This is a genomic window from Streptomyces sp. LZ34 (genome assembly GCF_053890475.1).
Window position 1 is genome coordinate 8,631,930 of sequence record NZ_CM132680.1, and the last position, 26,769, is coordinate 8,658,698.

Consider the following 26,769-nt stretch of genomic DNA (forward strand, 5'->3'; position numbering starts at 1 on the left):
ATCAGGCGTCCTTTCCGGAGCTCTTTCCGGAGCTCTTTCCGGCGTTCTTGAGCGCGCGCAGGGCGGCGAGCTCCTGCGGTGTCGGCGGCTCGGTCGCGCCAAGCTCGTCGCTCACCCGCAGCTCCCAGCCCGTGGCGGCCCGTACCTGCTCCACAGATACCCCCGGGTGCAGCTCGGTCAGCACCAGCTCCGCGGTCGCCGGGTCGGGGCGCAGCACGCCGAGGTCGGTGATGACGGCGACCGGGCCCGCGCCGGGCATGCCGAGCTTCTTGCGGTCGCCGGGGCCGCCGCCGTGGCCGAGGGTGGTCACGAAGTCGAGCTTCGGGACGAAGTTGCGGGTGGAGTGGCGCAGCACCATCAGCACCTTGCCGCAGTTCGAGGCGATCTCGGGGGCGCCGCCCGCGCCCGGCAGCCGGCCCTCCGGCTTGTCCGGGCCGCGGTTCACGACCGTGGTGTTGATGTTGGCGTAGCGGTCGACCTGCGCCGCGCCCAGGAAGCCGACGTCGATCCGGCCGCCCTGCAGCCAGTAGTTGAACATCTCCGGCACCGGCACCACGGCGTCCGCGGTCTCGGCGAGCTCGCCGTCGCCGATGGACAGCGGCAGCCGGGTCGGCTTGGAGCCGATCGTCCCAGACTCGTAGATCAGGACCAGGCCCGGATTGACCGTGGCGCGGGCGAGGTTGGCGGCGGTGCTGGGCAGCCCGATGCCGACGAAGCAGGTCCTGGCGCCGGCGAGCGCGCGGGCGGCGTTGACCTCCATCAGCTCGTCGCGGGTGAAGTTGTCGGTCATCACGCGCCAACCTTGTCGCCGCTGCCGCTGGGGATGCTGCCTCGCACGTGCTCCTCGATCCATCGCGTGAACGCCTCGCGGTCGCGGGCGATCAGGTCCCAGGCCTGGTAGAAGGCGTTGTCCCGGACCGAGTACCCGGAGGCGTACGAGGGGTGGGCGCCGCCGGGGACGTGGGCCACCGCGTCGATGACCCAGGTCGGCAGGACGACCCCGCCCGGCCGCGGCTCCAGCGTGTCGACGATCTCCTCAACGGTCACCAGGACCCGGTCGGCGGCGAGCGCCGCCTCCTTCTGCACACCGGTCAGGCCCCACAGCTGGACGTTGCCGTCCCGGTCGGCCTGCTGGGCGTGGATGACGGTGACGTCCGGGTTCAGGGCCGCGACCGCGGCCAGCTCCTCGCCGGTGAAGGGGCAGACGACGGTTGCGACCGTCTCCGTACGGGACGGGATGTCGCTTCCCCGGTAGCCGCGCAACACGGCGAACGGCAGCTTGGACGCGCCCGCCACATAGCGGTTGGCCATGCCCGCGTGGCTGTGCTCGTCCAGCTCCAGGGGGCGCGGCCAGCCGTTCTCCACGGCGTCGCGGAAGCGGTGCAGCGAGCCGACGCCGGGGTTGCCACCCCAGGAGAAGATCAGCTTGCGCACCAGTCCGGCGCCGATCAGCTGGTCGTAGATGACGTCGGGGGTCATCCGGGCGAGGGTGAGGTCGGTGATGCCCTGACGGATGATCTCGTGCGCGGCGGCGTACGGAATCAGGTGGGTGAAGCCCTCCATCGCGAGGGTGTCCCCATCGTGGACAAGGTCCGCCACGGCGTCGTGCAGGCTACGAATGTCGGCCATCGTCACTCCGCGGTGCTCGCACAACTGAGGCCATCTGGGGCCGTCTGAGACCATCTGGACCCAGATGCTCAGTGTGCTGATTATTTTTGTCTGCCCAGAACGCTGTCATTGGCGAGGAGGTGCGGTCAAGGGACATGCGGAAGAAAAACCTGTGCTCGACGTGCGCGCTTCCGCAGGGCAGAATTATTCAGTGTACGAATGAAATGCGAGGGAAGAGGGGCGACGGGGCATGGGCGCGGTCGATCTGAGCACGCACCCCGGGCACCTGGCCCGCCGGCTGCAGCAGGCACACTCCCTCCTGTGGGGCGCGATGGTCTCGGAGGAGACGACCTCGCCGCAGTTCGCGGTGCTCAACGCGCTCGTCGAGAAGCCGGACATCGACCAGCGCACCCTCAGTGAACACGTCCACCTCGACCGCTCCACCATCGCCGACGTCGTGGCCCGGCTGGCCCGGCGCGGGCTGGTCGAGCGGGTGCGTGACCCGCGCGACGGGCGCCGCAATGTGCTCAAGCTGACGGATGAGGGCGTCCGCGTCCACCGCAAGCTGGTGACGCGTACGGCGCGGATGAACCGGGTCTTCCTCGCGCCGCTGGACGAAGGGGAGCGGGAGACGCTGCTGCGGCTGATCGCGCGGGTCGCGGACGCGGCGGAGGAGTTGCGGGCGTAGGTCGCCCTATCCGCGCAGGCCGCCGAACCCCCCGCTGCCCCCGACCGTGCGGGCCGCCGTCGTCAGTGAGTTGACGAAGCGTGGCAGCCGCTCCGCCGTGAAGCGGGCGGATGGGCCGCCGAAGGACAGTGCCGCGACCACCTCGCCGCCCCGTGCCCGTACCGGGACGGCCACCGCCGACAGCCCTTCCTCGTGCTCGCCGTGGCTGACCGCGTACCCGTTGCGCAGTGTGTCGGCCACCCAGCGGCGCAGCGTCGTGGTGTGGTCCGGGCCGTGGGGGGAGCGGCGGGCGACCCGGTCGAGCAGCGTGTCGTCCGCCCCGAGCAGCAGCACCTTGGACGGGCCGCCCGCCCACAGCGGCAGTTCGTCGCCGACCTGGACGACATGGCGCAGCGCCTGTGGGCCCTCCTCCTGGGCGATGCAGATGCGGTGCACATCGCGCCGTACGTACAGGTGCACCGTCTCCCGGTGCTCGGCGGCCAGTTCGCGCAGCGCCCGGCGGGCGGGGGCGGGCAGCCGCCAGCCCTGGTCCGCCATGCGGACCCAGCGCAGGAAGGCGGGGCCCGCGGTGTAGCGGCCGTGTTCATCCAGCCAGAGCAGGCCGTTGAGGCGCAGGGTCTGGAGGATCCGCAGCACGGTGGTCTTGGGCAGGCCGCTGGTGGTGACGATCTCGCGGAGGGACAGCGCGGGGCGGTGCTCGTTGAACAGCTCGAGGATGTCGATGGTCCGCTGGACCGTCCGCATACCCCGGGCCTCGCCGCCTTCCTTGCCGCCTTCCTTGTCGTCCTTGCTGCCCGTGCTGTCTTCGCTCATGCCGCCGTTCCTTACCGTTCGGTCCGCTCGGCGGACCTGTCCAGTCCCGATATGGACGCCCAGTATGGACCGAGGTCCGCTGCGCGGACCAGGGCCGGAGCGGGGCGGGTAAGGGCTTTCTGGCTTGGCAGGCCCCGATTCCCGGTCCGGCTGCCCCATTTACACCGCGGTTACTCGCCCGCAACCTCTTGTCGATGCTCAGCATACGTTCTATCGTCACCGGCACACGGACCCAAAGGTCCATTCAGCGGACCAACTCCCCATGTCCGCCCTCCCCCTCCCCACGTAGGAGACACGGTGAAAGCAGCCGTCCTCACCGCTCCCCGCCGCCTTGAGACAGTCGACGACTGGCCGGAACCCGAGTGTGGCCCCCACGATGTCCTGGTCCGCCTCGAAGGCATGGGCATCTGCGGCTCCGACCTGGCCGTCTTCGACGGCGACCGGGCCGTCCCGGCGCTGCCGTGGGTCGTCGGCCACGAGGGCTTCGGCCGGGTCGTCGCCGTCGGCGAGCGGGTCGTGGACCGCGCCGTGGGTGGGCGCGTGGTCATCGAGCCGAACTACGCCTGTCTCGGCTGCCCCGAGTGCGCCCGCGGCCTGACCTCCGCCTGCACCAAGCGCGCCATCGTCGGCATGAACGCGCCCGGTCTCCTCGCCGAGCGGATCGCCGTCCCCGCCCCCTTCGCCCACCCCGTCCCCGACACCGCCGATCCCGCCGACCTCGCCTGCGCCGAGCCGTACACGGTGGCCCGCACCGCCGTGCGGCGCGGGGGAGTCGGCGCCGGGGACAAGACCCTGGTCGTCGGCGCGGGCGCGCAGGGCCTGCTGCTGTGCCAGGCGCTGCTGGCCATCGGCGTCCGCCCGGCCGTCGTGGAGCCGCACCCCCGCCGCCTGGCGCACGCCGAGGCGCTCGGCGCCCGCGCCGCGGCCGACGGCGAGGGCGGTTTCGCGTACGTCTTCGAGTCCTCCGGGGTGGCTGCCGCGCTGGGCGCGGCCCTGGAGCGTACGGTCCCCGGCGCCACCGCCGTCCTCGTCGGGCTCGGCGCGGCGGCGCTGCCGCTCAGCGTCAACCAGCTGGTCCGCTCCCAGCTCACCCTGCGCGGCTCGCTCATCTACGACCACCCCGGCGACTTCACGGCCGCGCTGGCCGACATCACCTCCGACGCGGTGCGGCCCGGCGCGGCGACCTGTGCCCGCTTCCCGCTGGAGCGTGCGCAGGAGGCGTTCGCGGGGGCCCGGGACCGGGCCGGCAAGACCTGGATCTCCCTGGATCTCTTCGATGACGGCGGCTGCCCCGATGACGGCGACTGACGCCCCCGGGCTCACCCTGTCCGCCCTGACCCTGCGCACCGCCTCCTTCGGCGAGCGCGTCCGGGCCGCCGCGCAGGCCGGGTTCACCGGCATCGGCCTGGCCGTGCACCAGTACCGGAGGGCCCGCGCGGAGGGCTGGACCGACGCCCGGCTGGCGGCCCTGCTGTCCGAGTACGGCCTGCGGCTCACCGAGGTGGAGCTGCTGCGCCACTGGGCGCGGCCGCGGCGCTACGACGAGCGGCGGCGCAGCGAGGACGACACCGTCTTCCGCATCGCGGAGACCTTCGGCGCCCGGCGGGTCAACGCCGGGATGTTCGACGAGCACCCGTACCAGGACCTGGTCGACGGGCTCCGGGCGGCCGCCGAGCGCGCCGAGCGGGCGGGGGCGGTGCTGGGACTGGAGTTCATGCCGTTCTCCGGCATCCGCGATCTGGGTCTCGCGGCGCGTGTCGTGTCCGCCGTACGGTCCCCACGCCCGACAGGGGCCGCGTCCGCGCCCGCCTCCGCGCCCGCCTCCGCGTCCGCGTCCCCCGGGCTGATCCTCGACGCCTGGCACCTCACCCGGGGCCGTACCCGTCCTGAGGAGATCGCGGCCCTGCCGCCCGGCGCCGTGGTGAGCGTCCAGCTCGACGACGTGCTGCCCACCCCCCTGTCCGACACCCTGCACGAAGCCCGCCACCAGCGGCAGCTGCCGGGAGAGGGAGCGGCCGACCTCACCGGTCTGCTGCGACTGCTGTGCCGAGCCGGCGTACAGGCTCCCGTCTCGGTCGAGGTCCTCTCAGACGACCTCGACGCCCGCGCACCCGCGGAGACCGCCGCGCGCGCGTACCGGACCACGTGTCGCGTCCTTGCCACGGCTGCCGTGGCCACCCCCGCCGCCTGACTTCCCGCTGAGTCCCCCAGCTGAGTCCCCCGGCCGAGACAAAGGAGTCTTCATGAGCACCACAAGCACCAACACTGACGCCAATGCCGACGACTCCACCGCTCCACCACCCCTCATCCCCGACCGCGCCCGCCCGGCCGTCAGCCGCGCCCGCTACGGCCTGCTCGCGTCGCTGTTCGTCATCACCGCGATCAACTACCTGGACCGTACGAACCTGTCGGTCGCCCTCCCGCACATCAAGGACGACTTCCACCTCAGCGCCACCGAACAGGGCGTGCTGCTCTCCTCCTTCGGCTGGGCGTATCTGCTGCTCCAGATCCCCACCGGGCGGCTGATCGACAAGGTCGGCGCCAAGCTGGCCTTCGGCTACGCGCTCATCGGCTGGTCGCTGGCCACCGGCGCCATGGCGCTGACCCGCGGCTTCGGCTCGCTGATCGGCGTGCGCGTCGCGCTCGGCGCCTTCGAGGCCCCGGCCTTCCCGTCCAACAACCGGCTCGTCGTCAACTGGTTCCCCGGCCGCGAGCGCGGGCGGGCCACCGCCACGTACACCGCGGGCGAGTACATCGGCCTGGCGATCGCCGCACCGGTGCTCTCGCTGCTCACCGTGCACTTCGGGTGGCACTCGGTCTTCCTGGTGACCGGGGCCATCGGGCTGCTCTTCTCCGTCGTCTGGTTCCGCCGGGTGTACGACCGGCCGGAGCAGAGCCCGCGGGTCAGCGCCGAGGAACTCGCCCACATCCGGCAGGCGGACGAGCAGGAGACGGCCGACGCCGCCGAGAAGGCCGCGGCGAGCGAGCCCACGGACATCTGGGACGATCTGCGGGTACTGCTCACCAACCGGCGGCTGTGGGGCATGTACATCGGCCAGTTCGCCAGCGCCTCCGTGCTGTTCTTCTTCCTCACCTGGTTCCCCAGCTATCTGGTGGAGGAGAAGGACATGGGCGTCATCAAGGCCGGGTTCTGGGCCTCCGCCCCGTATCTCGCGGCGCTGGTCGGCACGCTGGTCGGCGGCGCCTGGTCGGACCGGATGCTCAACAGCGGGAAGTCCCGTACGTTCGCCCGCAAGGCCCCCGTGATGATCGGCTTCGTACTGGCCTCGATCATCGTCTGCGCGAACTTCACCAACTCCGTTCCGCTCGTGATCACTTTCATGTCGATCGCGTTCTTCGCCCAGGGCCTGATGCAGAACAGCTGGGCGCTGTTCTCGGACGCCGTCCCGCGCCGGCTCACCGGCACCGGCGGCGGCGTGTTCAACTTCATGGCCAACGCGGGCGGGGTGCTCACCCCGCTGGTGATCGGCGTCATCGTCGACAGCACGGGCTCCTTCGCCTGGGCGCTCGGCTACATCGGCATCGTGGTGGCCGTGGGGCTGCTGGCGTACGCGCTGCTCATCGACAAGGTGGAGCGGGTCGAGGCGTGACGTGGGGCTCGTCACCGACATGGAGGACGATCTTGCCGCGCGGGTGTTCGGTACGCAGCGCCTCGTACGCGGCGCGGGTATCGGCGAGCGGGACGACCCGGTCCACCACCGGGGTGAGCCGTCGGCCGTCGATCAGTTCGGTGATCGCCTCGAGACCGGCGCGATCGGGCTCGACGACGAAGAACACGCCACGCGCACCACGGGCGGCGGCCCGCTCGGGGTTCGGCGGCCGCACGATGCTGACCAGCGTCCCGCCCCGGCGCAGCACCGTCCACGAACGGGTCTGCGTCTCGCCGCCCACCGTGTCGAACACGACATCGGCGTCGGCGACGCGGTCCTCGAAGCGCTCGGCGTGGTGATCGATGACCTCTTCGGCGCCCAGCCCCGTGACGAACTCGCGGTCCCGCGCTGAGGCGGTGGCCGTCACCCGCGCGCCCAGCGCCACGGCGATCTGCACGGCGAAGGACCCCACGCCGCCCGCGCCGCCGTGGACCAGCACATGCTGTCCGGCCTCTGTGCCGGCGTGGTCGGACAGCGCCTGCCAGGCGGTGAGAGCGGCAAGGGGAACGGCGGCCGCGGTGTCGTGGTCCAGCCGGGCGGGCTTGGCGGCGAGCGCGGCGGTGGGGACGGTGACGTACTCGGCGGCCGCGCCGTCGCGGGTGAAGGGGATCAGCCCGTAGACCTCGTCGCCCACCGCGAGATCCGTGACGCCCCCGCCGAGCTCGGCGACGACCCCCGAGACCTCGTGTGAGGGGACGACCGGCGTGCGGGCCCGGCCCGTTCCGTCGAAGCTGTCGGTCCAGGAGGCGTCCCAGGCCAGTTCGCCGGAGGTGATGGAGGCGGCCCGCACCTCCACGAGAACTTCCCCGGCCCCGGGCTCCGGCCGTGGCGCGGACTCGTACGCCAGCCGCTCGGGGCCACCTCGTGTGTGAGCCCGTACCGCATGCATCGTGCTCATCGGTCGATCAGCTCCTTTCACACGTACCTCGCACTCACCAGTGTGGAACCGGTGGCGTGGCGGGGCGCGTCGAGCAGGTCCGTACAGCGGACCACGAGAACCGTTCAACGGTCCCCGGAGCTACCATGTCCAGGTGACCGTGACTCAACAGCCCCCCACTCCGGCCGACTGGTGGGTGACCGCGGACCAGTCGCTCACCCTCGCCGGCCGCCACACCGGCGCCGCCCACACCGCCCCCGATCTGCTCGCCACCCTCAGCGAGATCGCCGAGGCCCGCCGCGCCACCGACTCCGCCCTCGGCGCCGCGGTACAGGCGCTGCTCGGCTCGGGCCACAACTGGGACGAGATCGCCGCCGCCCTCGGCCTCCCCGACGCCGAAACGGCCCGCCGGGCCACCGCCTCCGCCCTCGAAGGCGCCCGCCGCGCCCTCGACGAACGAATCGGACACCATTGACGATGACCACCCGCCCCCGTGTCCTGCTGCTGCACGGCCCGAACCTCAACCTCCTCGGCGAGCGTGACCCCGGCACCTACGGATCCACCACGCTCGAGCAGATCGAGGAGCGTACGGCTGCGCTGGGGCAGGAGCTGGGCGCCGAGGTGCGGTGCGCGCAGAGCAACAGCGAGGGCGTGCTCGTCGACCTCGTCCACCAGGCCCGCCACGACGACGGCATCATCTTCAACCCCGGCGCGTACGCGCACTACAGCTACGCGCTGCGCGACGCGGTGGACGCGGTGGCGGGCCTCGGTGTGCCCTGTATCGAGGTCCACATCTCCAATGTGTACGCCCGCGAGCCATTCCGGCACACCTCGGTGACGGCGGCGGTGAGCCAGGGCTATCTCTGCGGCCACGGCGTCTTCGGCTACGAACTGGCGCTGCGCGCCGTACTCCACCGCATCGAGGAGCGCCGCCGTATCAACGGCTGACGAGGCGGCTGATCAGCCGCCTGACCAGAGGGTTGATCAGACGCCTGATCAGACGGTTCATCAGGCGCCCGATCAGGCGGTTGATCAGGCGCTGAGATCCACGGACATCAGGGCGGCGAGGCGCTCGACGGTCGCGCGGGAGGTCACATGGAGCCCGTCCAGGTCGAGCCCCTCGTCCCCCCTGACCGCCAGCAGCGCCTGCTCCCCGATGGCGTACACGACGAGGTGCCCCGACTGCGCGCGAGTGACCACCTCGCGCAGCCCGCCGATGCCGACCTCCCCCGCGGTGCGCCGGGCGAGGCCCAGCGAGGCGGCCGCGAGCGCCGCCACCGACTCGGCGTGGATCTCGTAGCTGTCGGAAGCCACGAGAAGGCCGTCGGCGGTGGCGACGAGCGTGTCGCTCACGCCAAGGACTTGTTCCCGCAGGCCTTTCAGCTCCTGGACCAGTCCTTCATCACTCACTACGAGAACTCCTTGCGCCGTGTGCGGGGGGTGGTGCTGCGGTATTCAGTTGGTCGGGCGGTTGGTGCCCGGGCGGCGCCGGGGCAGTGCGGCGGGCGGGAGCGGGTCGGGCGGTACGACGCCGGAGCCGACCCCGGCCCCGGCCGCGCCACCGCCCTCCTCCCGGGCAGGTGTCCTGATCGCGGCGCCGGCGGCCCCGGCGGCCCCCGTGGGCGCAGGGGCGGGCCGGCCGTCCAGCAGGCCGCGGGTGGCCATGGAGACGATGTCGGTGACGACGGCGAAGGTGCCGCGCCCGACCAGAAAGGCGATGTCACGGGGCGTGTGCCGGCCGTTGGCGTGCAGCAGGATGTCGCGGAAACGGGGGTTCGCCACGCCGCTCGGGGCGGCCCGGCCCGTCACCCGGTGCAGCACCAACTGCTGTGGCGAGCCCCACCGTTGGGACAGCTCGGACAGCCGACGGCGGTTCTCCCGCAGCAGATCCCGCGGATGCACCCCGGGCCGTACGGGAAGCGGGAGATTGACGGCTCCGGGCTCGGCCTGCCACCGCTCCGGCCGGTTCAGCGCCATGGTGAAGGCCCCGTCGTACAGGGCGGAGACCGTGACCACCTCCAGCTCCGCCGCGCTGATCCCGGCGGTCGCCGTCAGCTGCTCCGCCACCCGCTCCTCGGCGACCCCGGCGGCGAACGCCGCGGACCACTCCCGCTCGGTGATCCGCCCCGACTTCAGCAACAGGGACTCGGGCCCCGGGGCACCGGGGGTGACGATCCCCGCGATCAGCCCCTCGCGCAGATGCATGACCCCCGCCGGGCTTCCCTCGATCCGCAGCACCCCGGTGAACCGTTGCTCACACAGCGCCGTCAACTCGCTCCGGAAGTCGTTCATGCGAGCAATTGCCGTGCGTGGTCGTCAATCTGACGGGCCGCCAACGCCAGGTTCGTACTCTCCCTGGCGAGCGCGACCACCAGCAACAGGGCGTCGCCCCGCTCCCGGGGCACCACCCGGGTGAGGTAGTGACACTGCGTGGTGGTCACCGTGATGTTCTCCAACTCCGCGTATCCCGTGGCGGCTTCGAAAGTGTCCGAAACCTGACGAGCATCGTCACAGGCCTGCTCGGCACGCGGCAGCGCCGAACGATCACCACTGAAGCCGTACTCCAGCCCCGTGGTGCCGTCCACCAGCATGGCGGCGCTGACTCCCTGGTGGTCGAGCAAGTGGCGCATGGACATGGCCAGTTCGGACACCCCGCCCCCTTCACTTCTGGAGTGCCGCGACGATACTCTTCGATCACAATTTTGGCGAGAAAGAACTCAGCCGATCACAATCTGCCTAAAAATCATCAACAGTTGTGCTTCTCTTGCACGTTACGTGATGGCGCCCGTTGCCGCACGAGCTCTGCCGACCATCCTGCTCGCCACCCGTCGTACGGCGTGACGACCCGCCGAAGACCTCGAAGGAAGTGCTGATGAACATCGAGACTGCTCTGAAGGAGGCCATGACGATCGACGGAGCCTTGGGGGTGGCTCTCGTCGATTACGAGAGCGGCATGACCCTGGGCACCGTGGGCGGCGGCAGCGGCCTCGACCTGGAGCTGGCCGCGGCCGGCAACACGGAGGTCGTCCGGGCCAAGATCCGCACGCTGGCCAGCCTGGAGATCCGCGACTCCATCGAGGACATCCTCATCACGCTGACCAACCAGTACCACCTCATCCGACCGCTGCAGCAGTCGAACGGCTCGCTCTTCCTCTACATCGCCCTGGACCGCCAGCGCGCGAACCTCGCCCTCGCGCGCCACAACCTGCGCAAGCTCGAGCAGGGCCTGGAGGTCTGACCGGCGCGGCGCGCGACATCGGCTACACGGGGGCGCACCGGGCAGCCGGTGCGCCCCCGTGCTGCGCTCACTGAATGTCCAGGGCCCGCCGTGCCTGGCCTGCCCACAGCGGTGAAAGCCCTGCGCAAACTGAGATGCATGGCCATCTATGACACGCTCAGCGCGACCTACGGCCGGACCCGGCAGCCGGATCCGCGGATCGCCGCGCAGATTCACGCCGCGCTCGGGAACGCCGCGGACGTGATCAACGTAGGAGCGGGCACCGGCTCCTACGAGCCGCCGCAGACGGTTCTCGCCCTCGAGCCCAGCCACGTCATGCTCACCCAGCGCCCACCCGGGGCCGCGCCCGCCGTGCGCGCGGTCGCCGAACATCTTCCGCTGCGCGACAACGCTGCCGACGCCGTCATGGCACTGCTGACCGTCCATCACTGGAGCGATGTTGCGGCCGGCATCGCCGAACTCCGCCGGGTCGCGCGCCGCCGCGTCGTCATCCTGACCTGGGACCAGCAGATCTTCCGCGAGCAGTTCTGGCTCGTGCGCGAGTACCTTCCCCAGGCCGCCGCCTTCGACGACACCCGGGCCATCCCGACCGGCCGGCTGGCCACGCTGCTTGGCGGGGCGCAGCACGAGCCCGTCCGCGTCCCGCACGACTGCACGGACGGGTTCGGAGCGGCCTACTGGCGCCGCCCCCACGCCTATCTCGACCCACAGGTGCGCGCCGGAATCTCCATGCTCGCCCAGACCGGAGAAGACGTCCTCGCCCCCGGCCTGACAAGGCTCAGCGACGACCTCGCGACCGGCCGTTGGCACCACCGTCACGCCGACCTGCTCGCACTCGACACCATCGACGTCGGCTATCGACTGCTGGTGACCGACTCCTGACCTGCGTCAGCCCGCGAGCGCGTCGTACCGCACACCCGTCAACCGCTCCGACGCCGCCCACAACCCCCTGCCCGCCCTGTCGTCCCGCGTCCACTTCGCGCGGGCCGAGCGGGTGGGGGTGCCGCGCCACATCTGGAAGGGCGGGCCGAAGAAGTCGTCCTGGCGTACGTCGGGGGCGGTGGCCGCGTAGAGGGTGGGGAGGGCGCCGTTGTCGGGGGTCTGGGCGAAGAAGCGGTTGCCGATCTCCATGAAGCGCTGGGTCCCGCGGCGGCCCTCCATCCTGGGGGCGGCGGTCTGGAGATTGGTCGAGGCGTAGCCGGGGTGGGCCGCGGCGGCAGTCAGCCAGGCGCCGGAGGCGCGCAGACGGCGGGACAGTTCGTGGATGAAGAGGAGATTGGCGCTCTTGGAGCGGGAGTAGGCGGTCCAACGCCGGTATTTGTGCTCCATGTTCAGGTCGCGCGGATCGACTGTCCCCAGCATGTGCATAAAGCTGGAGACGCTCACCACTCGCGCTCCCGGGCCCGCCTCCAGCAGCTTCGGCAGCAGCAGCCCGGTCAGCGCGAAGTGCCCCAGGTGGTTGACGCCGAACTGCATCTCGAAGCCGTCGGCGGTTCTGCGGTACGGGAGGGCCATCACGCCCGCGTTGTTGATCAGCAGATCGAGCCGGTCGCCCTTGTGCTCGGCCGCGAAGGCCCGTACGGACTTCAGGTCTGCCAGGTCCAGCGACGCGACCCGCACGTCCGCGCCCGGCGCCTGCGCCCGGATCCGCTCCGCGGCCTCGGACCCGCGCGCCTCGCTGCGGCAGGCCAGCACCACCTGGGCGCCGTGGCGGGCCAGCTCGCGGGCGGTGACGTAGCCGATGCCGCTGTTGGCGCCGGTCACCACGGCGGTGCGGCCGGTCTGGTCGGGGATGTCGCTCGCGGTCCAGCCCTTCATCACATGCTCCTTCGCCGTCTGCGCTACGCGCTGGTAGCCGTCGCCTCCGGCCACAGATTAGGCGCGCAGTCGCGAAGGTGCGAGGTGGGTTTCGCCGTGTGCTTCGGCGCCTCGCCTTAGCATCACCGGCATGACTGACGATCGGTTGATCAAGCACAGCATGATTCCGTCCGAAGGAAACATCGACGACTTCGCTGTGGTCGATGTGAACGGACGTCCCTTGGCGGTGTGCGCCAGTCGCAACGACGTGTGGACGTGGGACCTGCTCAGCGGTGAGTGGCTGGAGCGGCCACTGGCCGATTTCGACAACGGGTCGTACGGCATTCCCGTGTACCCGGACTTCCAGCATGTTGACGTGGCCGTCGCCGATGGGCGGGTGCTGTTCGCTGCGGGCGGGCAGCACCAGGGGCCGGGCCTGTGGGACGTGATGAGCGGCGAGCTGCTCAATGCCCCGCCGGAGTTCCGCAGCTGCGTCCACGCCTTGGCCCTGACCTCGGTGGGCGGGCGCACCACCCTTGTGGCCGGTGCGGCCGCGCCCGAGGTGTGGGTGTGGGATCCGTCGGATCCCGAGGTCGAGGCGTGGGGTCCGACAGATGACGAGTACGCGGAGGGGCAGGAGCCTCGGGAGCTTCCCGGTCATTCCGACGATATGTGCGGTCTCGTGGCGGGGCGGCTGCACGGGCGTCCGGTTGTCGTGTCGGGCGGCGACAGCGAAGTTCTGCTGTCGGATCTCGAGTCCGAAGAGCTGCTCCACAAGTGGTCTGCCGACGGATCGGTCCACGCCGTTGCCCTGTCCGAGGTCGGTGGCCGTCCCGTTGTGCTGGCGGTGACCCACTCCGGCGAGATGCGGATCTGGGACGCGGTCGGCGGCGATCCGGTCAGCAACTTCCCCACGGGCCATACGGAGCGCACGTCCGCCTTGGCCACCGCTGTGATCGGAGCCCGGACACTCGCGGTGACCGGCAGCGACGACGGGACGGCCCGGATCTGGGACCTCGCCGAGGGCCGGCAGGTCGGGGCGCCACTGGCCGGACACGAGGGCGAAGTCTGGACCGTGGCGATCACGCTGGCGGAGGGCCGTCACGTGGTGCTGACGGCGGGCCGAGGAGGCGTCGTACGCGTCTGGGACCCATCAGCCTGACGACGACGGCGAAGGTGCGAGGCGGGCGGACCGGCACTCGAACCACACGTCCTTGCCGGTGGGTGTGGGCAGGACGCCCCAGCGGTGGGCGGTGCTACTGAGGATGAACATGCCGCGCCCGCTCTCGGCGCACCAGTCCGGTTCGCGGACGGTGGGGAGCGTGGGCTCCGTGTCGCTGACCGTGGTGCGGACGCCGTCCGGGGTGTTCTGGAGCCGGAGGTGGCACTCGCCGGAGTCGGTGTGCTTGTGGACGTTCGCCAATACTTCGGTGACGCAGAGCGCCACGGCGTCGATGAGGTCATCGCGGCCCCAGAGCCGCAGATGGGCGCCGATGATGCGGCGGATGCGGATCAGTATTTCGGGGGCGGCGTGCAGGTGCTGATCGTAGCGCTGGGGGACCTCTTCAACTGCCATGGCGGGCACGGCCTTTCGGTGACGGTCGGTGATGCCGCGATGATGGGCCGTCACCTATCGCTCAGGCAAGTTATTCCTTAGCCGTCACTCGTATGAGTGATGAAAGTGCGCAAGGCGCTTGTTCGGAAGTCCGATTGCGGAGCAGCATGCCGCCATGGCACAGAGCGATATGCCCACCATGCGCAGTCGTCGGCTCGGCGCGGAGCTGCGCCGACTCCGCATTGAGGCGGGCTTGAAGGTCCATGAGGTTGCCGAAGTCCTGGAGTGCGGGCAGCCGAAAGTCAGCCAGATCGAGAACGGGAGGCGAGGCATCCGGCCGCTGGATCTGACGGTGCTGCTCAAGCACTACGGGGTCGAGGACGAGCGTCAGTGTGCGAGCCTCAGGCGGCTGGCCAAGGAGATCCACAAGGTGGACTGGTGGAGCGGTCAAGGCCCGCTATTGCGGGATGACTTGAGAGACCTCCTCACCCTTGAGGCGGACTCCGAGCTGGTGCGCACCTACGAGTCCATGCTCATTCCGGGTCTGCTGCAGACCGAGGAGTACGTGCGGCATATGTTCGCGGTGCTCCCCTCCGACCGTGTGGAACTCCTTGTCGAGACAAGGATGAAGCGCAGGGAACTGCTCGACGACCAGTCCGGGTTCTGCCTGCGCGCCATCATCGACGTACCCGCGCTGCACCGCATCGGCGGATCTCCGGATGTGGCTCTTGAGCAGCTTGAACATCTTCTGCGCGAGGCGAAACGGCCCAACGTGAACATCCAGATCCTGCCGCTGGATGCGCCCCTTCCGTTGGAACAGTGTCCTCCGTTCACCGTCTTCCGTCAGAGGGGCGAACCCCCGGCGGACATCGTCTGGTTGGAGCACATCACCGGTGGTAGCTTGCTCGAACGGCGGCAGGACGTTGTGCGGTACTCGACGGCGTGGGACGAGCTGACGGCCGCCGCACTGTCTCCCGCCGCATCTCTGCAGTACATCCACGACCTCACTTAGGAAGCAGACCGTGATATCTGAGCTTGACCGCGCGATGTGGCACAAGAGCAGCTACAGCGGCACCGCGAACAACTGCGTCGAACGCGGCATCCTCCCCACCGGCCGTCAGGCCGTCCGTGACACCAAGGACCGCGCGCGCGGCGCCCTGCGCTTCGAGCCATCGGCCTGGCAGGCGTTCGTGGACGCCGTCCGGGACGGCGAGCTCGACGGTTAGGCCGTTTACCCTGGCGCGATGGCTACTCACGTGATCGTCCTCAACGGTGGTTCCAGCTCGGGGAAATCCAGCCTCGCCAGGGGGTTGCAGGCGGTTCTGCCGGATCCATGGCTGACGTTCAGCATCGACACGCTGATCGAGGCGATGCCCGCGTCCATGACGGGGTCGACATCGGGGATCGAGATCGCTCCGGATGGCGGCGTGAGCGTCGGGTCCGAGTTCAGGGCGCTGGAGGCCGCGTGGATCGAGGGGGTCGCCGCGATGGCCCGGGCCGGGGCTCGGGTCATCGTCGACGAGGTGTTCCTGGGGCAGGCGGAGTCACAGCAGCGGTGGGTGAAGGCTCTGCGCGGCCTCGGTGTGCTGTGGGTCGGCGTCAGGTGTGAGCCCAAGGTTGCCGCGACCCGTGAGGCCGCCCGCGGGGATCGGGCTGTGGGAATGGCCGAGTCGCAGGCGGATGTGGTCCACCAGGGCGTGAGCTACGACCTGGAGGTGGACACCACGCACACCGAGCCCCTGGAGTGTGCGCGGGCCATCGCCGCTCGTGTCAGCCGCGCTCCGTCACCTGCTTGAGCGTGGCGAGGTCGCGGGTCACCGCGTCCGCGTCGCGTCGGAAGTCCTCGTCGCTCATGTCCGGCTGTCGGCGGAGGGTGAACACCACCTCGCAGCCGGTGGCGTCAGCGATCACCCGCACCGGGTTGTAGACGGTCTCGCCCGACGGCAGTGTGACATCGTGATCGAGGACGCCGAACTCGTTTCGGGGCGCGAAGGCGACCACGACCCGCCCCATGGGCGACGACTCGGCGATCCACTGCCCGTCGATCTTGTCGATGGAGTTCCCCAGCCCGTGAGCCCACCGGGGCAGGTTGGTGGGGGTCGACGCAAAGTCGTAGACCTCCTTGGCGGGGCGGTCGATATGTGTGCTGATGTGGCGCGATTCCGAAGCGATTTTCTCCGTGTTCTCCATGGCCTCGACGGTACGGTGCCGCTGCCGACGTGGTCTTGAACGAATCGGTCATAGCTGAGCAGGGACGGCGAGCAGGTCGCGCAGGCGGGCCGCGTAGCCGGACGGGTGGCTGGTGTTGCCGTTGTGGCCGCCGGGCAGTTCCACCACCTCCGTGCCGAGCGCGCTGGCGAGGGCGTAGGCGCAGCGGCGGTCGAAGACGCCGTCGGGGGTGGTGCGGCCGACGGCCGGGATGATGCGGGTGGGGGTGGCCGTGAGAGCGGGGAGGTCGAGCGTGTCGGCGAGTACCGCCGTGAAGTCGTGGCGGATGAAGTAGTCGAAGTTGGCGCGGCGCAGGTCGTTGATGGGCTGTGGGGTCAGGCTGGGTTCGGAGTCGCGGCCGCTGGTGTCGATGCCGAGGACGCGGGCGATCTCGGGGAGGGCTGCGGCGAGGCCGTCGCGTACGTAGAGCTGCCGCAGGTGGGCGAGTTCGTGTTCGTGGTGGGTCCGTTCGGCGGCGGGGAGCAGCCGTGGCGCGACGGGCTCGTGGGCGATCAGGGTGTGGATTCGGCCGGGGTGGCGCAGCGCGAGGTGCAGGCCGATGACGGCGCCGAGGCTGCAGCCGAGCATCGCGGCCGGTTCGGGTGTCACCGCCGCGAGTACGCGCGCCGCGTCGTCCGCGTGCTCGGTGAGCTTGGCCCCGCGCGACGGGTCGTGGAGTCGGCTCCGTGACAGGCCCCGCCGGTCGTAGGTGACCACCGTGTACGTGTCGGCGAGGCGCGCGGCGAGGTCGACGCTGCGGTCGGCGTCCCCCTCGCCACTCTGGCCGATCAGCAGCGCGGGGCCGTCCCCGCGCACCTGGTAGTGGAGGGTGGCGCCGGGCGCGTCGAGGGTGCCGGTGCGAGTGTTCTCATACGTGTTCTCGTACGTCATGGGGTTCCCCTCGTGTCAGTGGCGTGGCTGCCACGCATCACAGTAATCCATCGAATTCGATGCATCAAGATAGATGTATCCAATTCGATGTACCCTCGCTCCGTGAACGGAGTCGAACTCTTCCTCCTCGGCCGTACGCTCATGAAGATCGGCGAGGACGCCATGCCCGAACCCCCCGGCGGGAGCGAACGCCACGCGGGCAGCACCCGCCTCGTGCTGATCGCCGCCAGCGACATCGCCGCTCACCCCGGCACCACCGTCGGCGATATCGCGGCCCGCACCGGACTGCCGCAGAGCCAGATCTCCACCGCCGTCGCCCGCCTGAAGGAGGCGGGGTCCATCACCACCGCCCCCGACCCCGCCGACCGTCGCCGCGCGCTCATCAGCCCCGCTGCCGAGCCCTCCGCCCGCGTCGCGCAGGTGCGCGCCACGACCATCGACGCGGCCCTCGCCACCGCCCTCGGCACCGACGACCCTCAGCGGCTGCGCGAGGTGACCGACGCCCTCGCGGTCCTCGCCCGCCACTTCACTCCGTAAGCGACCACGGCACTACCCTGCCGTTCATGGCCGACCCGCTTCTCATGACCGCCGAGCGTGCCGACGTCGCCGCCTTCCGCGCCGAGGTGGGGCTCGACCACCTCATCGACGTCCACACCCACTTCATGCCGCAGCGCGTCCTGGACAAGGTCTGGGCGTACTTCGACGCGGCGGGCCCTCTCGTGGGGAAGGTCTGGCCGATCGCGTACCGGCAAGAGGAGCAGGAACGCCTCGACGTGCTGCGCGGCTTCGGAGTGCGCGCCTTCACCGCGATGCTCTACCCGCACAAGCCCGCCATGGCCCGCTGGCTCAACGACTGGGCCGCCGACTTCGCCGCCCGTACGCCGGACTGTCTGCACACCGCGACCTTCTACGCCGAGCCCTGCGCCCTCGACGATGTGCGCCGCGCCCTCGACCAGGGTGCGCGCGTCTTCAAGTGCCATCTGCAGGTCGGGGGCTTCGACCCCAACGACCCGCTGCTGGACGGGGTGTGGGCGCTGCTCGCCGAGCGCGGCATACCCGTGGTCAGCCACTGCGGCTCCGGGCCCATCCCCGGCCGGCACACCGGGCCCGGCCCGATCGGCGCCGTCCTCGCCCGCCATCCCGCGCTGCGGCTGGTGGTCGCGCATCTGGGCGGGCCGGAGTACGCGGAATTCCTCGACCTGGCCGAGCGGTACGAGCACGTCATGCTCGACACGACCATGTCCTTCACCTCGTTTGTCGAGGCCGATATGCCCTTCCCGCGCGCCGAGCTGCCCAGGCTCGCCGCCCTGCGGGAGAAGGTCCTGCTGGGCACCGACTTCCCGAACATCCCGTATCCGTACGTGGATGCCCTGCGCGCCCTGCGGGACCTCGGTCTCGGCGCCGACTGGCTGCGCGCGGTCTGCCATGACAACGCCGCCCGGCTTTTCGGTCTTTGAGTCGTTCTGTGACCGGCAGGTCGGCCCGCTGTCGGACCCATGAGTCAAGATCTCTCCATGGAGACAACAGCAGGCGGGCTGGTGACGGCGCGGGCCGAGGTGGCGGCCCTGGACGATCACGGCGTGGGGAGCGCGCTGAGCGGGCTCATCGGCGGGTGGGGGTATTGGACGCGTGACGGCGCCCTGGCCGGCATCGAGCGGACCGGGCGTTATCTGGCCGGGACCTCGGATCCGGCCGGGCCGGACGGCGGTCCGGGGAAGGCCGGGGAAGGGTCCTGGACGCGGTTCATCGGGCGGATCGGGGCCGTGGCCCTGCGCGCCGCCGCGCCGTCCACCTGCGAGGAATTCCGTCAGCGGCTGCTGGCGCTGCTGGAGTTCTGGGCGGAGGGGCCCTTCGCCGACCCGGAGGCCCGGCTGCGCACGGGTGTGGTGCGGCTGGCGGAGGACGCGCCGGAGTCGGTGCGGGACGAGCGGGGGGCCGCCGTCGCGGTCTGGTGGTCCCGTGAGCACGGCGAGGACGGCCGTAGGTTCGTCGACCTGCGGGCCGGGGACGCGGACCCGCCGAGCCTGGGGACCATCGAAGAGGTGCACGAGGTCCCGCACGGCTGGGGCAGCGCCGAGCAGCTGCGCCGCCTCGTGGGCCTGGTCCGTGAGCGCGGGCCGGTGCCGTGGGATCACGAGGCCGTGGCCCTGCTGCGCGACGGCACGGGCATGGGGCGTGCGGGCGCGTCCCTCGCGTTGGCGGGGCTCATCACCCGGGTGCACGTCCGGTGCTTCGAGAACCACGAACGGGGGATTCTGCGGCTCAAAGTGGCCGAGGCCGAGGACGGCGCGTCCGAACACAATCGGCTGACCTCGCTGGAGCGGCTTGAGCTGCTGGCGGACGTGCTGCCCGAGGACCCGGCCGAGCTGTGGGAGCCGGGCGGGATGCGGGCGGTGGCGGAGCGGCTGGCCGAGGCGTGGCGGGCGCGGCGCGGGCGGCGGGTCGTGGTGCCGCAGCCTACGCATAACGCGGTCGTCGACCTGCAGCTGCTGCGCCTGTCCGCGGCCGAGTTCTGCGCGGCGTTCACCAATCCCACCGCCGAACCCGGGCTCAGCGCCCCCGTCGACACCTGGATCAAGAACACCGACCACGGCCCGATGGTCACCGACGCCAATGCCCGGTGGGACATCGCGAGGTTCGAGGACCGCCTGCTCACCGTCGTCCCCCACCTGTCCTGGGTCTACTCCGACATCCCCGCCGGTGACCCCGTCCGCGACGGGGCGCCCGGCCTGGTACGAGTGCTTCAGGAGCGGTTGAACCACCCGGGGCTGCTGCTGGACGCAGGCACGCTCGACCACAAGGTGGGGCCCTCGGTCGCCGACGTGCACGAGCGATTCGGGTACCAGCCGTATGCAGGGCCGGAGCGGCTGGACGTCGCGAGCATCGACGACGGGCTCACCGTGGTCACGGACGGCATAGTCGACCGCAGGGGCTACCTGTCCCGGACCCGCCTGTACTTCCGTCCGGCGTTCTACGGCGACGACGAGCGTTCCCGGGCGCTGTTGGCGGCCAGGGCCGACTCCCGCTACGACCGCGAGCTCGGGATCGTGGAGTGGCTGCGCGGCCCGGCCTGCGCGCGCATCGTCGAGCGGATCGAGAGCGCCGCGCTGCCCGCCGGCGCGTACGAGACGAACCCGGCGGCCTCCGCGCCCGACGTGGTGGCGCGGGTCGCGGGCAAGCTCGGCCTCGACGAGGACGCGGCGGCGCTCTACCTCCAGCTGCTGGCCCTGCCCGTGCCGAGCGACCGGAACATCCGCACCTGGAACGGGTGGAAGACCGCCCGGCACCAGAAGGCCGCCGCCCAGCTGGTCGAGCGCGGCCTGGTCGTCGAGGACAAGCGTCCCCGGGCGGGCCGTCAGCTCTTCCTGCCGGGCGAGTGGATCCACGCCAAGAAGCCCTACCAGCCCATGGAGGCGTGGAAGGCGGAGCTGATCGGGGTGGACCGCTCCTACAACGGGCGCCTGGAGAACCCCCTTCCGCTGCCCACCCGCACCCTGCCCGAGCTGTTCGCCCACGCCTGGGCGCTGGTCGAGAGCGGAAGTGGTCCTTCGGCGTAAGGCATGTAAGGCATGTAAGGCATGTAAGGCCTGTAAGACCTCACTTCACCTTCGCCTCGCACACCAGCCGCCGCCGGTGGTCCACCGCCCGCTCCGGCCCGGTCAGCGTCAGCGGCACCGTGTGCCGTACGTCGGCGTCCGCGCTGGAGGCGGCCAGGCGCAGCTCCAGGGGCCCGGGTTCGACGATCCGGCCCCCGTCGGGGGCGCCCGGGTAGGAGGCCAGGTCGGCGTGGAAGGTGAAGTGGACCTCGGCGCTCTCGCCGGGGGCGAGCGGGACGCGGGCGTAGCCGATGAGCCGGGTGACCGGGCGGACGGTGCGGGCCACGGGCTGGCGCAGATAGAGCTGGACCACCTCGGTGCCGGGACGCTCGCCCGTGTTGCGGACGGTCAGGCGCAGCGTGGTCTCGCCGTCGGTGGCCAGGGTGGCCGCGTCCGCCGCGTCCGTCACCGGGGGCTCCCAGGCGAAGGAGGTGTACGAGAGGCCGTGGCCGAAGGGGTGCAGCGGGGTCGGGTCGACGTTGCTGGCCTCGCCCCGCAGGCCGAGCGGAGGCTGTAGGTACGTCCAGGGCTGGCCGCCGGTCGCGTACGGGACGCTGACGGGCAGCCGGCCCGAGGGGTTGACCCGGCCGGAGAGGACCGCGGCGACGGCCGGGCCGCCCTCCTCGCCGGGGAAGAAGGCCTGGACGGCCGCGGCGAGCAGGCCCGACCAGCGGCCGAGCGCGTACGGGCGGCCGGTGAGCAGCACCAGCACGACGGGCGTGCCGGTGGCCAGGAGGGTGTCGAGCAGCGCGCCCTGTTCGCCGGGGAGTTCCAGGTCGGCGGCGTCGCAGCCCTCGCCGGAGGTGCCCCGGCCGAAGAGGCCGGAGCGGTCGCCGAGCACGGCGACGCAGACATCCGCGTCCGCGGCGGCGCGGGCGGCCCGTGCGAGGCGGCTCTCGGTGGCGACGGCGGCCGAGGTGCCGGTGGCACCGGGCGGGGCTGTGGCCGGGCCGGGCGGGGCGCAGCCCTCGGCGTGGGTGACGCGTGCGTCGGGGAGTTCGGCGCGCAGGGCGGCGAGCAGCGTCGGCAGGTCGATGCCGAGGGGCAGCTCCGGGTGTTCGACGCCCACGTGCCGGGGGAAGGTGTAGCAGCCGAGCATCGCGGCGGGGTCGTCGGCGAGCGGGCCGACGAGCGCGATCCGGGTCTCGGGCGCGAGCGGCAGCGCGTCGCGGTCGTTGGCGAGCAGCACCACCGACTCCTCGGCCAGCTGCCGGGCCACCTCCCGCATCACCGGCGGGTCCAGGTCCACGACCTGGGGCAGCGCGGGCGGCGTGGCCGACCAGTCCGGGTCCAGCAGCCCCAGCTCGCACTTCTGCCGCAGCACCCGCAGCGCCGCCCCGTCCACCAGCGCCTCGTCCACCTCCCCGGCCCGTACGGCCTCGTACAGCGGCGCGGCGAAGCAGCGCACGGCGGGCAGTTCCACATCCACGCCCGCCTCCAGGGCGAGCGCCGCGGCGCGCGCGGGGGTGCCGGCGACGCGGTGGTGCAGCTCCAGGAAGGAGAGGCTGAAGTAGTCGGAGACGATGGTGCCGGTGAAGCCCCAGCGCTCGCGCAGCAGTTCCGTCAGCAGCCATCGGTTCGCGGCCGACGGGACGCCGTCGAGGTCGTTGTAGGAGGGCATGACCGAGCGCGCCCCGCCCTCCCGTACGGCCATCTCGAACGGCGGCAGGATGACGTCCGCGAGCTCACGCGGGCCGATGGAGACCGGGGCGTGGTTGCGGGCGCCGCGCGAGGCGGAGTAGCCCGCGAAGTGCTTGAGGGTGGCGATGATCCCGGCCGACTGGAGGCCCCGCACATACGCGGTGCCGATGGTCCCGACCAGGTACGGGTCCTCGCCGATGGACTCCTCCGTGCGGCCCCAGCGCGGGTCGCGCACCACGTCGAGGACGGGCGACAGGCCCTGGTGGATGCCCACCGCCCGCATCGAGGCGCCGATCAGCTCGGCGGCCCGGCCCACCAGCGCCGGGTCGAAGGTCGCGCCCCAGGCCAGCGGGGTGGGGAAGACGGTGGCGCCCCAGGCGGCGAACCCGGTCAGGCACTCCTCGTGGGCGACGGCCGGGATCCCGAAGCGGTTGCCCGCGGCGACCCGCGCCTGGGTGCGGGCGAGGGCGGCGGCGCCCTCGCCCGGCTCGACGGGGCCGGTGCCGAAGGGGCGGGTCAGCTGGCCGAGTCCGTGGCGGAGCAGGACGTCGAGGTCGACCTCCTCGTTGACCTGGTGCTGGAGCGGGGCGACGTCCTCGCCGCCCCCGCCCCCGCCCCCATCCCCGGAGCTGGAGCTGGAGCCGGAGCCCGGCCAGACGCCGGCGAGTTGGGCGAGCTTCTCCTCCAGGGTCATCCGGGAGAGCAGGTCCGCGGCGCGATCTTCGGCGGAAAGGGAGGTGTCCTGCCAGGGGTGAGGCATGAAGCTCCTTGTCTCAGGACTCTCGGGCTCGGGGACGGCTGCTCGGTCGGGGGCCGCTCACTTGCCGCCCACGCCCATCAGGCCGTTGATCAGCTGACGGCGGGCGAAGAGATAGACGACGAAGATCGGGACGATGGACAGCACGACCGCGGTGAGCAGCGCCGGGGTGTCCACCCGGAACTCGCCGACGTAGTCGTACAGGCCCAGGGTCAGCACCCGGTTGCTCCTGGACTGGGTGAGGATCAGCGGGAACATGAAGCCGTTCCAGGCGTGCAGCGCCGAGTACACGCCGACCGTGGAGATCCCCGCCCGCGACATCGGCACCACCAGCCGCAGCAGCACCCGGGTCGGCCCGGCGCCGTCCAGCGCCATCGACTCGTACAGCTCCTCGTCGATGTCGCGCATGGTGCCGGTCAGGATCAGCACGCTGACGGGGAGGGAGAAGGCGGCCGTCGGCAGGATCACCGCCAGCAGGGTGTCGTACAGCTGGAGCTTGGTGATCACCAGATAGATCGGGATGATCACCGCCTGGGACGGGATCGCGAGCCCCAGCAGAAAGATCTGGAAGGCGCGCCGGGACACCCGGCTGCGGGAGCGCACCACCGCGTAGCCGACGGTCACCGACAGCACGATGACGATGGCGGCGCAGACGGCGGTGACGACCAGGGTGTTGCCCAGGTAGGTGAAGAAGTGGCTGCTGAGGACCCGGTCGTAGTTGGCGAGGGTGGGGTGGGTGGGCAGCGAGAGCGGCCCGTTGTCGATATAGCCGTCGCGGGTCCGGAAGGTGGTGGCCACCAGGACGTACAGCGGGGCGCCGACGATGACCAGCCAGAGGAGGGAGGCAAGCCCGGCGGGGTAGTTGGGTCTCCGGGGGCCGCTCCCCTTCAGAAGCCGGGGCAGGCCCGGGCGGCGGGGCTTCGGCGGCGGGGCCGCCTTGTCGGCCGTACGGTCCGCCTCGGGGCGCTGGTGCAGCACGTCGGTCACATCCCCTCCCTGGTGCTGCGCATCGCGCTGAAGCCGGTCAGCCGCACCAGCAGCAGCGAGACGGTGGTGGCGACGACGACGAGGAGGGCGGCGACCGCGCTGGCGTAGCCGAGGTCGAAGGCCTGGAAGCCGTTCTTGTACATCAGGAACGGCACGATGCTGGTGTCCGTGCCCGGGCCGCCCTTGGTGAGGATCAGGACGGTGTCGAAGAAGGTCAGCGCGCCCACCACCATGATCACCGACGAGGTGACCACGGTGTTGCGCAGCTGGGGCAGCGTGATCGAGAAGAACTGGCGGACGGTGCCCGCGCCGTCGATGGCCGCCGCGTCGTAGAGCGAGCGCGGGATGGCCCGGGCGCCGCCCTGGTAGATCAGCGTGTGGAGGGGGATGAACTGCCAGGCGGTGACGAAGAGGATGGCGCCGAAGGCGCCCTGGGGGTCGCCGAGCAGATCGCCGTCCGCGAAGCCGAGGGCGGGCCCGATCTCCGCGATGAGGCCGAAGTTGGGGTCCAGCAGCTGCTTCCACACCAGGGCGAGGGCGACGGAGGACGCCAGCAGGGGCAGGAAGAAGATCGCCGACAGCAGGGCGCGGTTGCGCTGCCGCCCGGCCGCCCACACCCCCAGCAGCAGCGCGATCGGGGTCTGTACGAGCCAGGTCAGGACGGTCAGCAGCAGGCTGAGCCAGACCGCCTGGCGCATGTCCGGGTCGTGCCACAGCCGGGACCAGTTGTCGGTGCCGATCCACTGAGGGGAGCCGATGCCGTCCCAGTCGGTGAAGGCCAGATAGCCGACCAGCAGCATGGGGGCGACGGCGAAGCACGCGAAGAACAGCACCCCGGGGAGCGCCCAGGCGGCGCTGGGGCGGCCCACACCGTTACGGCCCCCGCCGTTACGGCCCCCGCCGACGCGGGGCGCGCCCTTGTCGGGCGCGCCCTTGGGGTCGGCGCCTTTGCTGACGGCGCCCGCCACTACTTGATGTCCTTCTGCATCGCCGCGACGAAATCGGCCGGGCTCAGCTGCCCGTTGAACAGCTTCTGGATGTTCGTGTGCAGCTTCGGGGTGTTCTTGGCCGACAGCGCCTGGTCCCAGGAGAGGGTGAAGCTGGGAGCCTCACGGACCATGTCGTACTGGAACTGCGCATAGGTCGGGTTCTCGTGCTTGCTCAGCAGCGAGGTGGCGTCCGAGGTGGCGGGCACATCGCCGTTGGCTATCAGGTCCTTGGAGTAGTCCTGCTTGGCGGCGAACTTCACGAACTCGATCGCCGCGTCCTTCTTCTTCCCCTTGGCCTTCGCGTTGACGGACCAGTAGTTGGTCGGATTGCCCACCACGTTCTTGGGGTCGCCCTTGCCGTCCGGGACCGCCGGGAAGTCGGTCCAGCCGAGCCCGGACTTGGCGAAGTCCGGCTGGTTCGCCTTCTGGTTGGCGTACTCCCAGGAGCCCATCAGATGCATCGCGGCCTTGCCCTTGGCGAAGAGCGTGGAGGCCCCGTCGGCGGTGTAGTTGACCGACTTGTAGTTCTTGCCGAAGGTGCCCCGGTCGACCAGGTCCTTGATCGTCTCGGCGGTCTTCAGCACGGCCGGGTCGCTCCACCCGGAGGCGTCCCCGCTCTGGATCCTCTTGAAGACGTCGGCCCCGCCGTAGCGGTCCACCAGGTACTCCACCCACATCAGCTCGGTCCACGGGTCCGTGCCCGCGAGCGCGAAGGGGGTGACGCCCTTCTTCTTGAAGGTGGCGATGAGGCCCAGCAGATCGTCCCAGGACTTGGGGGGCTGTGCCCCCGCGTCCTTGAACACCTGCTTGTTGTAGAAGAGGATCACCGGCTGCATGCCGCGCATGGGGATGCCGTAGTACCTGCCGTTCACCGCCCCGGCCTTGAGGATGGAGGGGATGAACGCCTTCTTCAGCTCCGGGTCCTTCTCCAGCGCCGGGCCGAGGTCGACCAGCATGTCCTCCTTGACGAAGTCGCTGATGCTGCCCCCGCCCCAGTTGAAGAAGACGTCCGGGGCGTTGGGGGTGCCCATGGAGGTGCGCATCTTGTCCGAGTAGCCCTCGCCGGGCACCTCGGTGAGCTTCACCTTCACATCCGAGGTCTTGTTGAAGCGCTCGACGACCGCGCGCTGCACCTTGGTCGAGGCGTCCTGGTAGACCCAGACGCTGAGTTCGTCGTCCGAGCCGCCGGGGCCGGAGCTGCCGCAGGCGGTGAGGGTGGTGGTGGCCAAGAGCAGTGCGGCAGCGAGGGTGGACGCACGGAGGATCGACCGTGACCTGGGGGTACGCATCGGCATCGTCGCATTGCCTTCCGGAAGTAGCCCGATAATTCTCGGAAGTGATTGCGTGGGACGGTATGAGCGTGCTGATGCCCTGTCAATAGATCGCGCAGACAGGGCTGGAGGGGCGGGCGACGGGCGGGCGACGGGCGGGCGATGGGCGGGCGATGGGCGGG

The 26,769-nt window shown here is 71.0% G+C and carries 30 protein-coding genes; 15 read left to right on the top strand and 15 right to left on the bottom strand.

Going from position 1 to position 26,769, the window contains the following annotated elements:
• Position 1: 1 nt before the first annotated feature.
• The gene (locus ACWY4P_RS36485) at positions 2 to 790 is read right to left on the bottom strand and encodes a CoA-transferase subunit beta (protein ID WP_456204808.1); all 789 of its coding nucleotides are present in this window, start codon (positions 788 to 790) and stop codon (positions 2 to 4) included.
• Positions 790 to 1,629 carry a CoA transferase subunit A gene (locus ACWY4P_RS36490; RefSeq protein ID WP_456204809.1) on the bottom strand — a complete coding sequence of 280 codons (840 nt, stop codon included), beginning with the start codon at positions 1,627 to 1,629 and terminating at the stop codon, positions 790 to 792. The genes ACWY4P_RS36485 and ACWY4P_RS36490 overlap by 1 nt, the downstream gene beginning before the upstream one ends.
• Before the next feature lie 229 nt (positions 1,630 to 1,858).
• Between ACWY4P_RS36490 and ACWY4P_RS36495 the strand changes: the two genes are divergently transcribed.
• Positions 1,859 to 2,296 carry a MarR family winged helix-turn-helix transcriptional regulator gene (locus ACWY4P_RS36495; RefSeq protein WP_456204810.1) on the top strand — a complete coding sequence of 146 codons (438 nt, stop codon included), beginning with the start codon at positions 1,859 to 1,861 and terminating at the stop codon, positions 2,294 to 2,296.
• Positions 2,297 to 2,302: 6 nt separating this feature from the next.
• Here the strand turns inward: ACWY4P_RS36495 and ACWY4P_RS36500 are convergent, their stop codons facing one another.
• Positions 2,303 to 3,109: an IclR family transcriptional regulator gene (locus tag ACWY4P_RS36500; protein ID WP_456204811.1), complete on the bottom strand. Its 807-nt coding sequence runs from the start codon at positions 3,107 to 3,109 to the stop codon at positions 2,303 to 2,305.
• Positions 3,110 to 3,406: 297 nt separating this feature from the next.
• Between ACWY4P_RS36500 and ACWY4P_RS36505 the strand changes: the two genes are divergently transcribed.
• Genes ACWY4P_RS36505 through ACWY4P_RS36515 form a run of 3 tightly spaced genes read left to right on the top strand, consistent with a single transcriptional unit; the run spans position 3,407 to position 6,720 of the window.
• A complete protein-coding gene (locus tag ACWY4P_RS36505; protein WP_456204812.1) occupies positions 3,407 to 4,417 on the top strand; it encodes a zinc-dependent alcohol dehydrogenase in 1,011 nt (336 codons plus the stop codon).
• Positions 4,404 to 5,300, top strand: coding sequence for a sugar phosphate isomerase/epimerase family protein (locus tag ACWY4P_RS36510; RefSeq protein WP_456204813.1), 897 nt, complete (start codon positions 4,404 to 4,406; stop codon positions 5,298 to 5,300). The genes ACWY4P_RS36505 and ACWY4P_RS36510 overlap by 14 nt, the downstream gene beginning before the upstream one ends.
• A 52-nt stretch (positions 5,301 to 5,352) precedes the next feature.
• Entirely contained in the window at positions 5,353 to 6,720 is a 1,368-nt protein-coding gene (locus ACWY4P_RS36515) for an MFS transporter (RefSeq protein WP_456204814.1), read from the top strand.
• On the opposite strand, the gene ACWY4P_RS36520 is transcribed toward ACWY4P_RS36515, so the two are convergent.
• On the bottom strand, positions 6,689 to 7,678 hold the full coding sequence (locus ACWY4P_RS36520; RefSeq protein ID WP_456204815.1) for an NADP-dependent oxidoreductase: 990 nt from the start codon (positions 7,676 to 7,678) through the stop codon (positions 6,689 to 6,691). The two genes, ACWY4P_RS36515 and ACWY4P_RS36520, sit on opposite strands and share 32 nt — an antisense overlap.
• Before the next feature lie 133 nt (positions 7,679 to 7,811).
• On the opposite strand from ACWY4P_RS36520, the gene ACWY4P_RS36525 reads away from it, so the two are divergent.
• Positions 7,812 to 8,132 (top strand): hypothetical protein, encoded by a 321-nt coding sequence (locus ACWY4P_RS36525; RefSeq protein ID WP_456204816.1) that lies wholly within the window; start codon positions 7,812 to 7,814, stop codon positions 8,130 to 8,132.
• Positions 8,133 to 8,134: 2 nt separating this feature from the next.
• Positions 8,135 to 8,605 (top strand): type II 3-dehydroquinate dehydratase, encoded by a 471-nt coding sequence (gene aroQ, locus ACWY4P_RS36530; protein WP_456204817.1) that lies wholly within the window; start codon positions 8,135 to 8,137, stop codon positions 8,603 to 8,605.
• Between the two features lie 84 nt (positions 8,606 to 8,689).
• On the opposite strand, the gene ACWY4P_RS36535 is transcribed toward aroQ, so the two are convergent.
• Genes ACWY4P_RS36535 through ACWY4P_RS36545 form a run of 3 tightly spaced genes read right to left on the bottom strand, consistent with a single transcriptional unit; the run spans position 8,690 to position 10,308 of the window.
• On the bottom strand, positions 8,690 to 9,067 hold the full coding sequence (locus ACWY4P_RS36535; protein WP_456204818.1) for a roadblock/LC7 domain-containing protein: 378 nt from the start codon (positions 9,065 to 9,067) through the stop codon (positions 8,690 to 8,692).
• Between the two features lie 45 nt (positions 9,068 to 9,112).
• Positions 9,113 to 9,949 carry a hypothetical protein gene (locus tag ACWY4P_RS36540; RefSeq protein WP_456204819.1) on the bottom strand — a complete coding sequence of 279 codons (837 nt, stop codon included), beginning with the start codon at positions 9,947 to 9,949 and terminating at the stop codon, positions 9,113 to 9,115.
• Positions 9,946 to 10,308, bottom strand: coding sequence for a hypothetical protein (locus ACWY4P_RS36545; RefSeq protein WP_456204820.1), 363 nt, complete (start codon positions 10,306 to 10,308; stop codon positions 9,946 to 9,948). Before ACWY4P_RS36545 ends, ACWY4P_RS36540 begins: the two co-directional genes overlap by 4 nt.
• 221 nt (positions 10,309 to 10,529) lie before the next feature.
• Here ACWY4P_RS36545 and ACWY4P_RS36550 point away from each other — a divergent pair, with 221 nt between their 5' ends.
• Together ACWY4P_RS36550 and ACWY4P_RS36555 are read left to right on the top strand one after the other, a co-directional pair.
• Positions 10,530 to 10,895: a hypothetical protein gene (locus tag ACWY4P_RS36550; RefSeq protein ID WP_456204821.1), complete on the top strand. Its 366-nt coding sequence runs from the start codon at positions 10,530 to 10,532 to the stop codon at positions 10,893 to 10,895.
• Between the two features lie 138 nt (positions 10,896 to 11,033).
• On the top strand, positions 11,034 to 11,777 hold the full coding sequence (locus tag ACWY4P_RS36555; protein ID WP_456204822.1) for a class I SAM-dependent methyltransferase: 744 nt from the start codon (positions 11,034 to 11,036) through the stop codon (positions 11,775 to 11,777).
• A 6-nt stretch (positions 11,778 to 11,783) separates the two neighbouring features.
• On the opposite strand, the gene ACWY4P_RS36560 is transcribed toward ACWY4P_RS36555, so the two are convergent.
• Positions 11,784 to 12,713: an oxidoreductase gene (locus ACWY4P_RS36560; protein WP_456204823.1), complete on the bottom strand. Its 930-nt coding sequence runs from the start codon at positions 12,711 to 12,713 to the stop codon at positions 11,784 to 11,786.
• A gap of 130 nt (positions 12,714 to 12,843) precedes the next feature.
• Between ACWY4P_RS36560 and ACWY4P_RS36565 the strand changes: the two genes are divergently transcribed.
• Positions 12,844 to 13,854 (top strand): WD40 repeat domain-containing protein, encoded by a 1,011-nt coding sequence (locus ACWY4P_RS36565; protein ID WP_456204824.1) that lies wholly within the window; start codon positions 12,844 to 12,846, stop codon positions 13,852 to 13,854.
• On the opposite strand, the gene ACWY4P_RS36570 is transcribed toward ACWY4P_RS36565, so the two are convergent.
• Positions 13,846 to 14,268 (bottom strand): ATP-binding protein, encoded by a 423-nt coding sequence (locus tag ACWY4P_RS36570; protein WP_456204825.1) that lies wholly within the window; start codon positions 14,266 to 14,268, stop codon positions 13,846 to 13,848. The two genes, ACWY4P_RS36565 and ACWY4P_RS36570, sit on opposite strands and share 9 nt — an antisense overlap.
• A gap of 154 nt (positions 14,269 to 14,422) precedes the next feature.
• On the opposite strand from ACWY4P_RS36570, the gene ACWY4P_RS36575 reads away from it, so the two are divergent.
• From ACWY4P_RS36575 to cpt, 3 genes are read left to right on the top strand one after another with little or no spacing between them, the layout of a single operon-like run.
• Positions 14,423 to 15,259 (top strand): helix-turn-helix domain-containing protein, encoded by an 837-nt coding sequence (locus tag ACWY4P_RS36575; RefSeq protein WP_456204826.1) that lies wholly within the window; start codon positions 14,423 to 14,425, stop codon positions 15,257 to 15,259.
• Between the two features lie 10 nt (positions 15,260 to 15,269).
• A complete protein-coding gene (locus ACWY4P_RS36580) occupies positions 15,270 to 15,473 on the top strand; it encodes a DUF397 domain-containing protein (protein ID WP_456204827.1) in 204 nt (67 codons plus the stop codon).
• A gap of 18 nt (positions 15,474 to 15,491) precedes the next feature.
• Positions 15,492 to 16,043 (top strand): chloramphenicol phosphotransferase CPT, encoded by a 552-nt coding sequence (gene cpt, locus ACWY4P_RS36585; RefSeq protein ID WP_456204828.1) that lies wholly within the window; start codon positions 15,492 to 15,494, stop codon positions 16,041 to 16,043.
• Here the strand turns inward: cpt and ACWY4P_RS36590 are convergent.
• Positions 16,018 to 16,437 carry an SRPBCC family protein gene (locus ACWY4P_RS36590; RefSeq protein WP_456204829.1) on the bottom strand — a complete coding sequence of 140 codons (420 nt, stop codon included), beginning with the start codon at positions 16,435 to 16,437 and terminating at the stop codon, positions 16,018 to 16,020. The two genes, cpt and ACWY4P_RS36590, sit on opposite strands and share 26 nt — an antisense overlap.
• Positions 16,438 to 16,485: 48 nt before the next feature.
• Complete coding sequence (locus tag ACWY4P_RS36595; protein ID WP_456204830.1) at positions 16,486 to 17,346, bottom strand: alpha/beta fold hydrolase; 861 nt, start codon at positions 17,344 to 17,346, stop codon at positions 16,486 to 16,488.
• 102 nt (positions 17,347 to 17,448) lie between these two features.
• On the opposite strand from ACWY4P_RS36595, the gene ACWY4P_RS36600 reads away from it, so the two are divergent.
• The 3 genes from ACWY4P_RS36600 to ACWY4P_RS36610 are packed head-to-tail and all read left to right on the top strand — an operon-like array spanning position 17,449 to position 20,903.
• Positions 17,449 to 17,883 (top strand): MarR family winged helix-turn-helix transcriptional regulator, encoded by a 435-nt coding sequence (locus ACWY4P_RS36600; RefSeq protein WP_456204831.1) that lies wholly within the window; start codon positions 17,449 to 17,451, stop codon positions 17,881 to 17,883.
• A gap of 26 nt (positions 17,884 to 17,909) precedes the next feature.
• Positions 17,910 to 18,803, top strand: coding sequence for an amidohydrolase family protein (locus ACWY4P_RS36605; protein WP_456204832.1), 894 nt, complete (start codon positions 17,910 to 17,912; stop codon positions 18,801 to 18,803).
• Between the two features lie 57 nt (positions 18,804 to 18,860).
• Positions 18,861 to 20,903 (top strand): hypothetical protein, encoded by a 2,043-nt coding sequence (locus ACWY4P_RS36610; protein ID WP_456204833.1) that lies wholly within the window; start codon positions 18,861 to 18,863, stop codon positions 20,901 to 20,903.
• Between the two features lie 40 nt (positions 20,904 to 20,943).
• Here ACWY4P_RS36610 and ACWY4P_RS36615 read toward each other — a convergent pair whose 3' ends face one another.
• Genes ACWY4P_RS36615 through ACWY4P_RS36630 form a run of 4 tightly spaced genes read right to left on the bottom strand, consistent with a single transcriptional unit; the run spans position 20,944 to position 26,611 of the window.
• The gene (locus tag ACWY4P_RS36615) at positions 20,944 to 23,343 is read right to left on the bottom strand and encodes a beta-xylosidase/alpha-l-arabinosidase (protein WP_456204834.1); all 2,400 of its coding nucleotides are present in this window, start codon (positions 23,341 to 23,343) and stop codon (positions 20,944 to 20,946) included.
• Positions 23,344 to 23,400: 57 nt separating this feature from the next.
• Positions 23,401 to 24,327, bottom strand: a complete 927-nt coding sequence (locus ACWY4P_RS36620; RefSeq protein ID WP_456204835.1) for a carbohydrate ABC transporter permease — start codon at positions 24,325 to 24,327, stop codon at positions 23,401 to 23,403.
• Positions 24,324 to 25,295 (bottom strand): carbohydrate ABC transporter permease, encoded by a 972-nt coding sequence (locus ACWY4P_RS36625; RefSeq protein ID WP_456204836.1) that lies wholly within the window; start codon positions 25,293 to 25,295, stop codon positions 24,324 to 24,326. Before ACWY4P_RS36625 ends, ACWY4P_RS36620 begins: the two co-directional genes overlap by 4 nt.
• Positions 25,295 to 26,611: an ABC transporter substrate-binding protein gene (locus tag ACWY4P_RS36630; protein WP_456204837.1), complete on the bottom strand. Its 1,317-nt coding sequence runs from the start codon at positions 26,609 to 26,611 to the stop codon at positions 25,295 to 25,297. The genes ACWY4P_RS36625 and ACWY4P_RS36630 overlap by 1 nt, the downstream gene beginning before the upstream one ends.
• Between the last annotated feature and the right edge of the window lie 158 nt (positions 26,612 to 26,769).